Origin of the sequence: Neptunomonas antarctica (assembly GCF_001305295.1) — a bacterium.
Taxonomy (GTDB): domain Bacteria; phylum Pseudomonadota; class Gammaproteobacteria; order Pseudomonadales; family Balneatricaceae; genus Neptunomonas; species Neptunomonas antarctica.
In genome coordinates this window covers 129,910-144,116 of the sequence record NZ_LJSI01000026.1, presented here as the reverse complement: position 1 = coordinate 144,116, position 14,207 = coordinate 129,910, and the positions used below count along the sequence as shown (strand labels likewise).

15 protein-coding genes are annotated in these 14,207 nt (G+C 45.7%); 4 read left to right on the top strand and 11 right to left on the bottom strand.

The window, feature by feature from the left end; genetic code table 11:
• Window positions 1-42 precede the first annotated feature (42 nt).
• Window positions 43-1,248, top strand: coding sequence for a 4-hydroxybenzoate 3-monooxygenase (pobA, locus tag Nant_RS05500; RefSeq protein ID WP_202904953.1), 1,206 nt, complete (start codon window positions 43-45; stop codon window positions 1,246-1,248).
• A 122-nt stretch (window positions 1,249-1,370) separates the two neighbouring features.
• Here the strand turns inward: pobA and Nant_RS21800 are convergent, their stop codons facing one another.
• From Nant_RS21800 to Nant_RS05450, 11 genes are all read right to left on the bottom strand, one after another.
• The gene (locus tag Nant_RS21800; RefSeq protein ID WP_274378320.1) at window positions 1,371-1,502 is read right to left on the bottom strand and encodes a hypothetical protein; all 132 of its coding nucleotides are present in this window, start codon (window positions 1,500-1,502) and stop codon (window positions 1,371-1,373) included.
• Between the two features lie 700 nt (window positions 1,503-2,202).
• Window positions 2,203-2,976 (bottom strand): M15 family metallopeptidase, encoded by a 774-nt coding sequence (locus Nant_RS05495; protein ID WP_054340634.1) that lies wholly within the window; start codon window positions 2,974-2,976, stop codon window positions 2,203-2,205.
• A 4-nt stretch (window positions 2,977-2,980) separates the two neighbouring features.
• On the bottom strand, window positions 2,981-4,258 hold the full coding sequence (locus tag Nant_RS05490) for a TRAP transporter large permease (protein WP_054340633.1): 1,278 nt from the start codon (window positions 4,256-4,258) through the stop codon (window positions 2,981-2,983).
• 3 nt (window positions 4,259-4,261) lie between these two features.
• The gene (locus tag Nant_RS05485; RefSeq protein WP_054340632.1) at window positions 4,262-4,747 is read right to left on the bottom strand and encodes a TRAP transporter small permease; all 486 of its coding nucleotides are present in this window, start codon (window positions 4,745-4,747) and stop codon (window positions 4,262-4,264) included.
• Between the two features lie 54 nt (window positions 4,748-4,801).
• Entirely contained in the window at window positions 4,802-5,836 is a 1,035-nt protein-coding gene (locus Nant_RS05480) for a TRAP transporter substrate-binding protein (RefSeq protein ID WP_054340631.1), read from the bottom strand.
• Window positions 5,837-6,026: 190 nt separating this feature from the next.
• Entirely contained in the window at window positions 6,027-6,977 is a 951-nt protein-coding gene (locus Nant_RS05475) for a LysR family transcriptional regulator (RefSeq protein ID WP_054340630.1), read from the bottom strand.
• A 432-nt stretch (window positions 6,978-7,409) separates the two neighbouring features.
• Window positions 7,410-7,655 carry an aldehyde dehydrogenase family protein gene (locus Nant_RS21685; RefSeq protein WP_054340629.1) on the bottom strand — a complete coding sequence of 82 codons (246 nt, stop codon included), beginning with the start codon at window positions 7,653-7,655 and terminating at the stop codon, window positions 7,410-7,412.
• 20 nt (window positions 7,656-7,675) lie between these two features.
• Window positions 7,676-8,509 (bottom strand): 4-hydroxy-2-oxoheptanedioate aldolase, encoded by an 834-nt coding sequence (gene hpaI / locus Nant_RS05465; protein WP_054340628.1) that lies wholly within the window; start codon window positions 8,507-8,509, stop codon window positions 7,676-7,678.
• Window positions 8,510-8,534: 25 nt separating this feature from the next.
• On the bottom strand, window positions 8,535-9,338 hold the full coding sequence (gene hpaH, locus Nant_RS05460; protein ID WP_054340627.1) for a 2-oxo-hept-4-ene-1,7-dioate hydratase: 804 nt from the start codon (window positions 9,336-9,338) through the stop codon (window positions 8,535-8,537).
• A gap of 70 nt (window positions 9,339-9,408) precedes the next feature.
• Window positions 9,409-10,176 (bottom strand): fumarylacetoacetate hydrolase family protein, encoded by a 768-nt coding sequence (locus Nant_RS05455; RefSeq protein ID WP_054340626.1) that lies wholly within the window; start codon window positions 10,174-10,176, stop codon window positions 9,409-9,411.
• 12 nt (window positions 10,177-10,188) lie between these two features.
• Window positions 10,189-10,926, bottom strand: coding sequence for a fumarylacetoacetate hydrolase family protein (locus Nant_RS05450; RefSeq protein WP_054340625.1), 738 nt, complete (start codon window positions 10,924-10,926; stop codon window positions 10,189-10,191).
• 295 nt (window positions 10,927-11,221) lie between these two features.
• Between Nant_RS05450 and hpaE the strand changes: the two genes are divergently transcribed.
• Genes hpaE through hpaD form a run of 3 tightly spaced genes read left to right on the top strand, consistent with a single transcriptional unit; the run spans window position 11,222 to window position 14,070 of the window.
• Window positions 11,222-12,685, top strand: a complete 1,464-nt coding sequence (gene hpaE / locus Nant_RS05445) for a 5-carboxymethyl-2-hydroxymuconate semialdehyde dehydrogenase (RefSeq protein ID WP_143773519.1) — start codon at window positions 11,222-11,224, stop codon at window positions 12,683-12,685.
• A gap of 45 nt (window positions 12,686-12,730) precedes the next feature.
• Complete coding sequence (locus tag Nant_RS05440; RefSeq protein WP_054340624.1) at window positions 12,731-13,111, top strand: 5-carboxymethyl-2-hydroxymuconate Delta-isomerase; 381 nt, start codon at window positions 12,731-12,733, stop codon at window positions 13,109-13,111.
• Between the two features lie 29 nt (window positions 13,112-13,140).
• Window positions 13,141-14,070, top strand: coding sequence for a 3,4-dihydroxyphenylacetate 2,3-dioxygenase (gene hpaD / locus Nant_RS05435; protein WP_054340623.1), 930 nt, complete (start codon window positions 13,141-13,143; stop codon window positions 14,068-14,070).
• Window positions 14,071-14,207: the final 137 nt, after the last annotated feature.

The window sequence follows — 14,207 nt, the reverse complement described above, 5'->3', positions numbered from 1 at the left end:
ATACTGCTCTATGTGCTTAAGACGGGAATTGTTATGAACACTATAAAAACTCAGGTTGCCATCATCGGTGCCGGTCCTTCAGGCCTCCTTCTTGGGCAGTTGCTGTCAAAGCAGGGCATTAGCAATATTATTCTGGAGCGGGTTACCGGTGAGTACGTCATTGGCCGTATTCGTGCCGGAATACTAGAACAGGGCTTTGCCGATTTAGTACGTGAGGCGGGTGTCGCTGAACGAATGGATGCGCATGGCGATGTGCATGATGGGTTTGAGATTTGTGCGAACGGTAACCGAGTGCATATTGATCTGAAAGGATTGACCGGTGGTAAAACAGTGGTGTGCTATGGCCAGGTTGAGATTACTCAGGATCTGATGGATGCCCGTGTAGCGGCAGGGCTGACGACCTACTATGAGTCATCAGAAGTACAACCGCACAATGTGAAGTCAGATACCCCGTCAGTTACCTTTAAGCACAACGGCGAACAGTATGAGATGCAGTGCGACTACATTGCGGGTTGTGATGGTTTTCATGGGGTGTCCCGTCAGACAATTCCAGAGGATGTACGAACCGAATTTGAGCGTGTCTATCCGTTTGGCTGGCTTGGCCTGCTAAGTGATACGCCTCCGGCTCACAGTGAGTTGATCTACTGTAAGCATGAGCGAGGCTTTGCACTGGCCAGTATGCGTTCTGAAACGCGTTCTCGCTATTATCTGCAGGTGCCGCTGACTGACAAGGTTGAAGACTGGTCGGACGATGCGTTCTGGGCAGAATTGAAGAAGCGATTGCCTGCTGATGTAGCAGAAAACTTAGTGACCGGCCCAAGCCTGGAAAAGAGCATTGCGCCGTTACGGTCTTTCGTCTGTGAACCTATGCAATATGGGCGTCTGTTTCTGGTCGGTGATGCTGCACACATTGTGCCGCCAACCGGCGCGAAGGGGCTTAATTTAGCGGCTTCTGATGTGGCGACTCTCTATAAGATTATGACTCGGGTATATAAAGAGAACGACCCTGAATGTATTACCCAATATTCCGATATTGCGCTGCGTCGCGTGTGGAATGGCGAGCGATTCTCATGGTGGATGAGTAATATGCTGCATAACTTTGGTCAGATGGAATCCGGGGATATGGATGCCGCCACGTTTAAACGCTTTATGGATTCTGAACTGGATTATTATCTGAGCTCTGAAAACGGACGCCGGGTTATTGCCGAGCAATATGTTGGACTGGCGTACGAAGAGCTTGCGCCATAATGGTAGAGTAAATAGCTAAACTAGTGGTATGGATTAACTAGTAATATGGCTTAACTAATAATAATGCCTCTGGCTCATGAATGAGTCAGGGGCTTTTTTATGTATTAACAGCAGAGTCTATTTTAGACGTTAATCAGAACCTCTTTAAAAAAGCGGGTCAGACCTTCAAAGTCATTTAAAGGCAACACTTCAGCAACATACTGACCCGGGCGGACAATAATAATACACCCCTGTTCGCGATCGATGCCCCGCATATCGAAAAAGTCCTTATTGCCGGCTGTGTCAGCACAGAATACTTTTTATAGTCAACTAAACCATATTTGCCCTATCAGCACCCTGTGGTGTGTGTAGCTTGATGGGTGACATATGATCCGTCTGGAGGAAATTACACAGCGCTTTTACGCGACAGTCGTCAGACATCGGGTGTTCTTTTCCAGCAAAAGCAAAGATGTGCCAGCTGGCGTCTGCTGAATGAAAGCGCATGCCCAGCGTCTGACCGGTAGGAAGATGCTGATGAGTTCCTTCACCCAGCAGTGTAGAGGGGGTGTATTTAATCGCGGTACCTGCGGTATAACGTCCAAATTTTTGAGAGTAGTCCTAGAATACTAAAAGTCAGGGAGCTTGTTAGCGGGTTTGCAGAGACGCTTGATCAAAAAACATCGTTATATGGACTGGATATGTAAATAATTAAACAGTTTATCGAAGCTGTAGTTATAACATCACAGATGCGGACATTCATTCTAGGCCCTTTAAACGCAGGATTATGCAAAACGGGTAATCCTCCCTTTTTTAACAAGACTATTAATTATCGGGGGGATTACCCTGAAGTTTTGACGCTACCAGAAAGCGGAAAAATATTTCGGAGGTTATTCTGTTTAGTTTTACAAAAACTTCAATGGAATAGTTATTTTAAATGTAATAAAAGGGGGCTCAATAACCCCCTTTAGAATTAGGTTATGGATGAAATAGAGGTTTGCTTTTGCGAAGTTGTTCCTGCCATAGAGACTCCAGAGAGCCCGGATGTGTGGCCCCATAGATTGCTTGCTGGTTACCGCTATGCCAAGCCCATAATTGGTTACCAAAATCAAAATGCCACCATTCGCTTGGCAGATTTGTGAACCCTGCATCAATCATTACATTGTAGAGTACCCGGCGATTGTCACGGGCAACTTGTTGCGCTGGGCTTAGTGAGCTAATGCCTTCCAAGCTTGCTGTGTACGACAGAGGGCTTGCTTCATCAAACAGTGTACCCATATTTAATATTCGCCCGTTTTGATCGGCTAGCGTCAGATCGATTGAGCCACCCGTTAAGTGAGGGCTCGGAGCGGAAGTTAAATTGCTAGGTGGCGACACCAGGTTTCTTGCTTCGGATGCTAATTCTTCGGCGCTGACATCAGGATATGTGTGCTCCATTAGATTGATCAACGTATCGTATAAGTGTTGTTGAACAGAAAATGGACGCCAACCATCTAGTATCACTAAGCGGAATTCACTCGGTAATTGAGAAGCGGCATGCACTATTCGATTATAAACACTAAGCCGAAGATGGCATTCAGGTGGTGCGCTTGGTATCCCCATTTTGAAATATGCCGGATAAACGAGCACTGTTCCTTGCAGCAAACTGGCCGGTTGAAGTGCTTCTTTACATTCAGTAATTGGTATCTGTTTAAGTTTCTCCCAATCAGGCTGAGGTATGTTTGGAATAGCAACGTATTGATGTTTTTTCATCTGATTAGCCTACTAAGTTGGGAAGAAGCAACGTAATTTGCGGAAACAGAATTAGCAGTAAAAGAACGCCAATTGCCAACAAAACGAAAGGCCAAATTGATTTGAACATCTCTATGATCTCAAGGTCGCTCACTGCTGCCGCAACAAATACACATGCCCCCATAGGTGGCGTAATCAATGCGATAGTTATATTCAGCGTAATTACGATACCTAGGTGAACCGGATCGATACCTGCCATTGTTGCCACTGGCACAAAAATGGGTGTTAGAAGAATTAGTGCGGAGACTTCTTCCATAAACATACCGGTAATAAAGGTGATTGCGCTCAGTAGTAGCAATACCAACACTGGATTATCCTGAAAAGGTGACAACATACTGGCAAATTGGCTGGGAATTTGTGCGTAAGAAAGCAACCAACTGATGATTGAAGATGCGGCCATGATTATAAATATAGTGCCGGTCAGCATTGCAGTGTCACGCACTGCTTTCCATAAAACGTGTAATTTCAACTCACGATACAGTATGCCGACAACTGCCACGTATATGACAATCAGTGCGCCAGATTCAGTAGGCGTTACGAAGCCGAATACAATTCCTGCAACGATGATAAAAGGAGCGATTAACGCTGGGACGGCACCAAACAAAGCGGCGCTGAACTCTACCATGTTAGGTCTTTTTCCACTGACAGGTAGATTGGCCCGTCGAGCATATACCCAGTTCATGGCCATAAAAGCCGCGCCTAGCAACAACCCAGGAATTACGCCTGCCAGAAATAAATCACCGACAGAAGTGTTGGTCAGCGAGGCATAGAGAATCATGAAGATACTCGGGGGGATAATAGGCCCAATCAACGAACTTCCGGCGGTCAACCCTGCCGCATAAGCAGTTGAATAACCTTCTTTTTTCATCGCTGGAACCAACAGAGAGCCAAGTGCTGAGGTATCAGCTACTGCTGAACCATTCACGCCAGCAAAGAAGACACTGGATATAACATTAACATAGCCGAGGCCGCCACGAAGATGACCCACCAAAACTCGAGCAAGTCGCATTAGTCGCTCCGTCATGCCTGCACCGTTCATAAGATTTCCGGCCAGAATAAATAACGGTATCGCCATTAGAGAAAATGAATCCATGCCACCAAAAAACTGTTGAGGGATCATTCGAGATAATAAAACGGGATCGGTAACTAAAAAGCCGACTACCGCTGTTAACAAAAGACTGAGAAAGAGCGGTATGCCCAGTAATAAGTTTATAAAAAAGGTTGTGAACATTGCCAGCAACATGGTCTACCCCTTTGTGCTATTAGAGCTATAGCGGTTTAATTGAGGGCCTTTGAGAAAAGCAACCAGAGAGAGGCAAGCAAAGCCGACTGGCAATGCCATAAGTGGAACGGTCTTGCTGATATCAAGTCCCATGGTCATGAAACGAGATACAGAAAACGCGTATTGCCAGCTGATCCAGGCTACATAACCACTTAGAAAGGTCATCAGAAGCCATGTATAAACTCTTATCAATATCACTAGTTGATGGGGGAGAAAATTTTCGATGAATTCAACACGCATGTGCTTATTTTGTAGCCAGGCAGGAGCAAGTACGAGTAGTACAGTTCCGATTATGAGATAACGTGACAGCTCATCCATCCAGATTGGAGAGTGACCTATCATGTAGCGGGCCACTACACCATAAAGTAAAACGCAGACATTGATCACAAACAGTGACGATGCAATCAGCAGTAATCCCTGGCATAGCTTATTTATTAGTTTTATACGCATAGAAATACCTTGCGACGGTGGCAGTTAGCCACCGTCTAAGTAGTCTGGGGATAGTTACTGAATACCGGCGTCTTTTATAGCCAGATCAATCCATTTTTGATCGATATTTTGCTCACTAAGCCAGCTTATGAAAGACGGCTGACTAATATTCTGAAATGCTTTTAATTCCTCGGCTGTAGGGCGGTACACTTCCATACCATTGTCGGCTAAGAATTTAATACGGTCCTCTACCTGACTTTCTACCGCCTTACGATTGATGTTGTTTGCCTCGGTGACTGCTTCAGTCAGTGCAATGCGCTGGGAAGTAGTGAGGCTATTCAGCAATTCGTCGTTAGCCACAAGAAACTGGTCAGAGTACTGTATGTTGGCAAGAGTTAGATATTTCTGCACTTCCTGCAAGCTTCCAAGGATAATATACATCGGAGGATTCATTTGTCCGTCAGCAACACCGGTGCGCAGAGCCATGTAAACTTCAGTCCATGGAATCGGAGTGCCCGATGCACCAAATGCCTCATATAGAGCTACCTGGCTTTTATCCATAGCACGGAAGCGTAGACCTTTGAAATCCTCTGGAGAGTGGATCGGGCGCTTGTTATTAGTAAAGGCTAAGAAGCCTCCTTCTTCAACAACGGCTAACAAATGCGTGTTAGTGCGACTGAAGAACTCTTTTTGTGCCGCTTTCCAGTACTCTCCCTCATCAAAGAAATGTCGTGCCTTCTCGAAATCGGAAAACATAAATGGAATTGCACTGACAAAGATTTCGGGAAACTGCGGTGATATACCGGCGAAAGAGGCAATATTCAGGCTTGGCGTATTCATTACCTGCTCCATGCGCTCACCTTCTTCACCGAGCATGCTGTTCGGATACAGCTTTAATGACAGCTCGCCATTAGTTTTTTCTTCAACCAGGCGTTGAAGGTTACTAGCAAAAAGATGCAAGACATTTTTTTCTGCGTCTGGTGTGCCCGTGTAGCTTAAGTTTATGTCTGTTTGAGCATTAACAGAAAGTGATGTTAAGAGTACACCAACCCCCATTGCACACGCTTTGAGCAGACTCTTACGAGCAGTGATAGTAAGTTTGTTTTTCATTTTTTTTCCCGCGTAGATTAGTGTTTTTATGGCGGTCAAAATCCGACCTTATGACAACATATATGATGATGCGTTGACAATTCAAGCAGAGATGTGTTGATTTTAAGTCAACACGAAGTAAAGTTAACGAGTTCACTCAGAACAGAAGGCGATGTGTTATATCGTAACCTCTCACTCAATGCTTAATAAGCTATCGGTTTTTAGAAAAGGGAGTGCTGAGAAGAGGGGCGTCTTCATTAAGAAAGCTCATGCTGCTTTGTAGGTGCTTCATTAAAGCTTCTGCCGGGAGGGTCAATTCGCGCCTATTATGACTGACCACTTTGGCCTTTGCTTCAGATAGCAGCGGATGATTGACTGCTAATGAGCGGATAATTCCTGCCCGGATCTCAGCTTCAACAGTGAGTTGAGGCATAAAGGTTATCCCCAGTCCAGAGGCCACAAAATTTTTCAATACAGAGACCGAGTTGGTGCGTAAGCTCGGGACAAAACGGATGTGCTCAACTTCTTCGGTCAGACGGACCAGGCGACCCATACCGAATTCACTGTCGATCAATGCAAGTGGATATTGACGTATATCCTTGAAATTTACCGGTTGGTTGGTCGCTACTAAGGGATGATCTGGCGGAGCAATCAGATCTAGTGGGTGGCGTCTTTCAACATGACATCGTAAGTCGACTGCTTCTGGGCAGGCATAGACAATACCAAAGTCTACCTGATCGTCCTTGATAAGTTGGATCGCCTCATTCGCTCCCGCCATTTCGACGCTGATTTGAATGCCTGGATAACGGCTTATGAAATCTTGCAAGGGGGCGGAGATAAGGTCCGCGATAAAACCTTCCCCAACAGCGATTTTCACCTTACCCTTACGTAGTCCCCGCAGGTCATAAATACGCGATAACGTGGCAGCTTCGCTTGCCTGAATCTGGCGGTAGTAGTCGAGTAGCTCGTTTCCTACCATGGTTATACGACTACCCTGATTACTCCGTTCCCAAAGTGGTAAGCCGACTTCTTCTTCTAACAGAGCTAAGAGACGACTAATTGCTGAGGGATCTACATTCAGCTTAGCAGCGGCCTTACGCAACGACCCGAAACGGGCTACGGCATTCAGGTATTCAAGAGCACGCGGGCTTAGTTTAGTCATTTAGTAAGATTCATCTCGAATTGCTTAGAAGCTGTAGAAAAATACCAGCGTGAGTAATAATATTGCAAGATTTAAGTTGTTGATTGTATGCAATTATCATTGTTTCTGCGCGCTCTTTTTATAAAGAGTGGTTGCTCATATTGTGCAGTTGGAAATAAAAAAACCGACAACCTCATTTGAAAAAGAGATTATCGGCTTTTAATAAAGCGTCAGAAGTTTTTATTTAGGCGTTCTAAGCACCATGAGTTTTAGCTCTGTTATATCTTCAATGGCAAAACGTACTCCTTCACGGCCTAAGCCGCTGTCTTTCACTCCACCATAGATGCGTGTCGCTTCTTCAGCGGCGACCTGAAAAGTATCGATTAAATGAGTAACTTCACCACGAGAGTATTTAATAGGTTTGCCTGCTTCAACACAAAGGGCATAAGCCAGCTATTCGAAACGTTTTTTAAAGCGAGTAATGCAATGTTGCAGTATAGTCTGACGTTTATAAGCGGGTAGGGCTCGTATGGCGTGTTTTGCATTATCTGCAGCCCCTATCGCTTTATCTATGTCTTGGGTACTGGCGATGGCCACATAGGTCGCTACTTCGTTACTGTATTTATTTAATACAGCCAGCTCTTTATTAGCATGAACCGGCTTATTGGCGAGATAAAAAGGATAGCTAGACAGCATCATAGGATTCGTTCTCTCTTATTTTAATAGACGGAGCCGCCTCCTTGATTCGCATCGCCATCTGAAGTGCCATCAGGCGCGTCATCTAAGGAGGGCATGAACTTTTGTGTTAGGGCTTTGGTGCTATTCATTAATAAGCCGGTATCGCTGCCCACCGCTACAAACAAGGCACCTTGTTCTATGTAGCGTTTCGCTTGTTTTTCATCTGCCATCAAAATGCCCGGGGCTTTGCCCTTAGCGACAATCTTAGCAATGCATGCTTCAATCACGGCGACTACTTCAGGATGGTTCGGTTGTCCGATAAAGCCCATGGACGCGCTTAAATCTGCAGGCCCTATAAAGACACCGTCAACGCCATCTACATCGAGAATATCGTCCAGCGCCGCAACGCCTATAGTGGTTTCGATTTGAATCAGTACACAGATTTGATCGTTCGCTGTGGTCAAATAATCAGGTGTGCGGTTAAACTGCGAAGCCCGTGCCAGAGCGCTGCCGACACCACGAATACCCTGCGGCGGGTAGCGGGTTGCTTTCACTACTTGCTCTGCCTGCTCAGCACTATCGATCATAGGTGCTAAGATGGTCTGAACGCCCAGATCCAATATTTGCTTCAAACTGACATGATCCGCCCACGCCGGGCGCACAATCGGATGGCTGCGGTAAGGCGCAATGGCTTGCAACTGACCTACGATGGTTTGCAGGGTATTGGGCGCGTGTTCCGCATCGATTAATAACCAGTCAAACCCCGCTGAGGCAATCAGCTCAGCGGTGTATGAATTAGCAAGACCGAGCCATAAACCAATCTGATTTTGTTGATTACTCAGGGCTATTTTAAAGGTGTTTTTTGGCGCGCTCATGCCGTTATCCTTTCTTTTTTTATTGTTATTTAAAGTGACAAGATACGGTACCCAGTGGGCCATAATCGACAGTGAAAGTGTCGCCTTTACGGGCTGGCGTTGGGCGAGTGAAAGAGCCACCCAGAATGATTTGGCCTGCTTCCAGCTCTACACCAAACGGATGAAGCTTGTTCGCTAACCAGGAAACGCCATTGGCAGGATGGTTCAATACACCGGCGGCAACCCCTGTTTCTTCGATTACACCGTTACGCTGCATAATGGCCGAGACCCAGCGTAAATCCATTTCATCTATCTTGATAGGACGGCCACCCAGAATAATGGCAGCGTTTGCGGCGTTATCTGAAATGGTGTCGAACACCAAACGAGGGCGCTTGGTTTCCGGGTCGATGGATTGACTGCGGGCGTCGATTAGCTCAAGGGCCGGCACCACATAGCCTGTCGCATCATAAACATCGAACATGGTGCAATTTGGGCCTCTTAACGGTTTTTTCAGGATAAAAGCCAATTCCACTTCGATGCGTGGCACGATGAATTTATCCGTTTCGATTTCGCAACCGTCGTGGTAGAGCATATCGTCTAACAAAGTACCGTAGTCGGGCTCGTCAATTTGCGAGCTTTGCTGCATGGCTCGCGAAGTCAAACCTATCTTGTGGCCGATGATTTTACGACCCTCTGCCAGCTTGATTTTGAGCCATTCGCTTTGAATCGCATAGGCGTCTTCAATGGCGATATTGGGGTAATCCAATGAAATCTGGCGGATCTGTACACGCTCTTTTTCCGCTTGATGGAGACGTTGAGCACACTGTTTAATAATGTCGGGTGATAGCATGATTAGTTCCTTATTTCGTCCCTTAATGTAGAAGATTGCTTAGGACGCTTGTTAAGCAATTAGCCGCCCATTAACCAGCCAGGCTGTTCACGTATTCCGTTTCTGAAATAATGGTGTTTTTAAGCGCACCAACGCCTTCTACTTCGACAATGACTTCATCGCCGGGGTACACATGGGCAAGGCCTTCGGGTGTGCCCGTAAAGATCATGTCACCCGGTGTGAGCGTCATGATGTTACTCAGGTAGGACACGAGATAAGGTACGTTGAAAATCAGATCTTTGGTTGAGCCTTCTTGCTTCAGCTCACCATTAATATAGGTGCGTATCATAAGGTTGTGAGGGTCTGGAACATCGGCTGCGTCAATAATATAAGGGCCAATGGGTGTACAGGTATCACGGCTTTTTACGCGCAGGTTAGGGCGGTAGTAGTTTTCCAGATAATCCCGAATGGCGTAGTCGTTACCCACTGTATAGCCACCCACATAATCCATAGCGTCTTCAAGTGAGACGTTTTTCGCTTCTTTACCGATAACCACGACAAGCTCACATTCATAGTGCATGTAATCGATATTGTCCGGCTGATAGGTCTTTTGATCGTGACCAATCAAGGTATTGCTGGATTTCAAGAACACTAAAGGCTCTTCTGGTGCGTTGAAAGACAGTTCTGCTGCATGATCTGCATAGTTAATGGCTAGTACAAATGCCTTGCCTTCACAGGGAGGCAACCAAGTGAAAGTACCTTCTTCTAATACAGCACCTTGCTCTGTCACAACCTGACCCGCATCGTTTACGGTCACATTAAGGGTTTCTTCATTGAGTAAAATTTTTGCGCGTTTCATGCTTTTGATTCCCTATTCTGCGGCAACTGAGTTAACGAGACGGCCAATCTTTTCGATCTCGACCGCAACTACATCACCCGCCTTAATTTCAAGGCTTTCGGTGCGTAGTGGTGTGCCTGCGATAATCATGTCGCCCACTTCCAGGGTGATAAAACTGCTGATATAAGCGACTATTTTCTCGATGCTATGAACCATTTGATCGGTGTTCGTTTCGTGGCAAAGCTCATCATTGATGTAGGTTGAAATTTTTAAGTCTTGCGCATTGTCGACATCAGATGCATCGATAACCCAAGGCCCGATCGGACAAAAGGTATCGCGGCATTTCGCTTTAACAGCCGGCCGGTAAAAAGAGGTTTCAGCGAGGCTCACTTCATTAACAATGGTGTAACCCTGAATGTAGTCATGAGCATTTTCCTGTGTAACGCGGCAGGCTTTCTTGCCCATCACAATACCAAGGGATGGACCCGCAAAAACTGCGCCCATCGTGGTCGGGATACGAATAGTGTCCCCATACCCAATATGCGTATTATCGGTTTTGATGTGCAACACCGGTGTTTTTGGTGGGCTGACATGAGGCTTCTGGTTGAATTGTTTTTCTAACGAGTTATATAAGGTTTTGTCATTCAGCGCCACGCCAATGACGGCACCATTGACGGCAGGAAGTAGGGCGTTTTCCAGTGGGACTTCACCCGCCGTTTCGACTTGAAGGCTCGCCACTTTGCCGTGTTTTTTTATTCTGTAATGGTACATGGAGTCAGTATCCTGATGTGCTTAACATGTTAACTATATTTGCGTAATAGAGCTCTGCTGTCAACTCAAAAAAGTGACAGCGACTTAAAAAGAGAGGCGATATTTAAAAAGTGATTGAAAGAAATTTTTTTATAGAGGCAGATTTTCTGTGTTCGTGCCTTGACAATTTGAGCTATGAGTAATAATTTACTTAACATGTTAATGAGTTTCACCGCTTTAATTTCTTTCTACATCACTTTTTAAAAGGGATTTGAAAGAGAGCGGGAAGACAATCTGCTTTAAAGAGACGATAAAAATGATAAAAAATTTGATCAACGGAAAATGGGTTGAAAGCAAAGAAACCTTTGAAACGCTTAATCCAGCAACAGGCGAAGTCCTGGCTGAAGTTGCACATGCCTCTGACGCACAAGTGGCTGAAGCGGTGGCGGCGGCCAAAGCAGCCTTTCCCGCCTGGGCGAATATGCCCGTCGCAAAGCGTTCAAAAATTATTACCAATCTGGGTGATCTAATCGCCGCTAATGTTGAAGAATTGGCTCAAATGGAAACGGCCGATACAGGTTTGCCTCTGTACCAGACACAAAATGCACTGATACCCCGGGCCTCTAATAATTTCTATTTCTTTGCTGAAATGGCGAAGCAAATGAGTGGTCATACTTATCCTATGGACGATCAGATGCTGAACTATTCTTTGTATCAGCCAACGGGTGTTTGTGCGCTTATTTCCCCTTGGAACGTGCCCTTTATGACAGGGACCTGGAAATTGGCTCCTTGTTTGGCGCTCGGTAATACCGCAGTGATGAAGCAATCTGAATTGTCTCCTCTGACCACCGATTTTCTCGGTAGACTGGCCCTGGAAGCCGGGGTGCCTGCTGGCGTATTCAATATTGTTCACGGTTTTGGTGCGACCACCGGTAACGCTTTGATCACTAACCCTGATGTTGCGGCTATCTCCTTCACCGGCGGTACATCAACAGGCAAGCACATTATTGCTACGGCAGGCTTGAAGAAGTTCTCGATGGAATTGGGTGGTAAGTCACCGGTAATGATATTCGATGACTGTGATTACGAGCGTGCGCTGGATGCTGCGATATTCGGTATTTTCTCTATCAATGGCGAGCGCTGTACGGCGGGTTCTCGTATCTTCGTGCAGGAAACAATTTACGACAGGTTCTGCAAAGACTTTGCTGAACGCACTAACAAAATTGAAGTCGGTGATCCCACTGATATAAACACCAAAGTAGGTTCATTGATCAGCCAATCACACTGGGAAAAAGTCACAGGTTATATCCAAACGGGTATCGAAGAGGGGGCTACTCTTATTGCTGGTGGCCCTGAAAAACCAACCGCAGAATTGCCTGATCACCTGAAAGGCGGTCATTTTATTCGGCCAACGGCATTCCGTGATGTCACTAACGACATGCGCATTGCACGAGAAGAGATCTTCGGCCCCGTTGCTGTATTGATTCCATTTAAAGACGAAGAAGATGTGATTCGCATGGCGAATGACAATGATTATGGCCTGGCGTCTTATTTATGGACTCAGGACAATGGCAAGGTGCATCGTATTGCTCATCGGATAGAAGCCGGTATGTTGTTCGTAAACAGCCAAAACGTTCGTGATCTTCGTACGCCCTTTGGTGGCATGAAAGCCTCGGGTACCGGGCGTGAAGGCGGTACTTACAGCTATGAAATTTTCTGTGAACCAAAGAACGTTTGCATCAGTATGGGTAGCCATCATATTCCGAAATGGGGTGTGTGATTTTGAGATCAGGAGAGGAATATTCCTCTCTTTTTGGAGGTTTACATGCCACATTTTATTGTTGAATACTCGGCCAATTTAGAAGATCGATTGGATTTTCAGCTGCTGTTTAAAGCATTTCATGAATATGTCGTCTCGACCGGCGCTTTTCCGTTAGGGGGCGTTCGTAGCCGGGCGATTCGTTGTGATGATTATCGTATCGCGGATGGGCGTGAAGACTTTGCTTTGCTTAATCTGACCTTAAAGATTGGCCATGGCCGTAGTATGGAATTACGCCAGGAAGTGGCGGAGAATATTTTTAAAATACTGTGTGATTGGATGCAACCCATCACAGATGTCAGTTACTGCCAAATATCTTTTGAATTAACTGAATTACACCCGGTTCTTAAATTTAATAAGAATAATATCCATGCTTTATTCAAATAGAGCGCGGAATGAATTAAGAGGTCCTGAAAATGGGTAAGTTAGTATTAGCCGCAAAAATCACACATGTACCTTCCATGTACCTTTCAGAATTGGAAGGCCCACAAAAAGGCTTTCGTCAGGCAGCCATCGATGGTCATCATGAAATTGCACGTCGTTGTAAAGAATTGAATGTGGATACCCTCGTGGTGTTTGATACCCATTGGTTGGTGAACGCCAATATTCATATTAACTGTGCACCTCATTTTGAGGGAGTTTTCACCAGTAACGAGTTACCTCATTTTATCAAAAATATGCCTTATGAAGTGGATGGCAACCCTGAACTGGGCAATCTGATAGCCAGAGTAGCTAATGAACAAGGGGTTGAAACGCTTGCTCATGACAATACAACACTCGCGCCTGAATATGGCACCCTGGTGCCTATGCGTTATATGAACGAAGATAAATACTTTAAAGTGGTGTCTGTTTCCGCTTTGTTAACGGTGCATTATCTGAATGATTCTGCTCGCTTTGGTTGGGCGCTGCGTGAAGCCATTGAAAAAGAATACGAGGGTAATGTGGCGATTCTTGCTAGTGGTTCCTTGTCCCATCGATTTGCACAAAATGGCCAGGCGCCAGAGTATTCCAATAAGGTGTGGAGTCCATTTCTTGAGCAATTGGATCATCGTGTGGTCCAAATGTGGGAAAATGCAGAATGGAAAACTTTTTGTGACATGCTGCCCGAGTATGCGGCGAAAGGTCATGGAGAAGGTTTTATGCACGACACCGCCATGCTATTGGGCGCTCTTGGCTGGTCGGATTACGATCAAAAAGTAGAAGTCATCACCCCGTATTTTGGTAGCTCTGGTACCGGCCAAATTAATGCAATCTTTCCGGTTTCGCCTCAAACAGGTGAGGCGGTTCCTGGCCCGCAAGCCTCTGTTGAAAATGGATCCTTTGTCTACGGTAACAGTCGTTTGTAATTTTTTAATACGGCTTTCCCTTGTGTATTAAAACAGCTTTCCTAACTAAGACGTTCTAACGTAAATTGATCCACTATCAAGTAAAATCTCCCCACGGGAGATTTTTTGCTTTTTACATTGTTAGCCTGACTGACGGA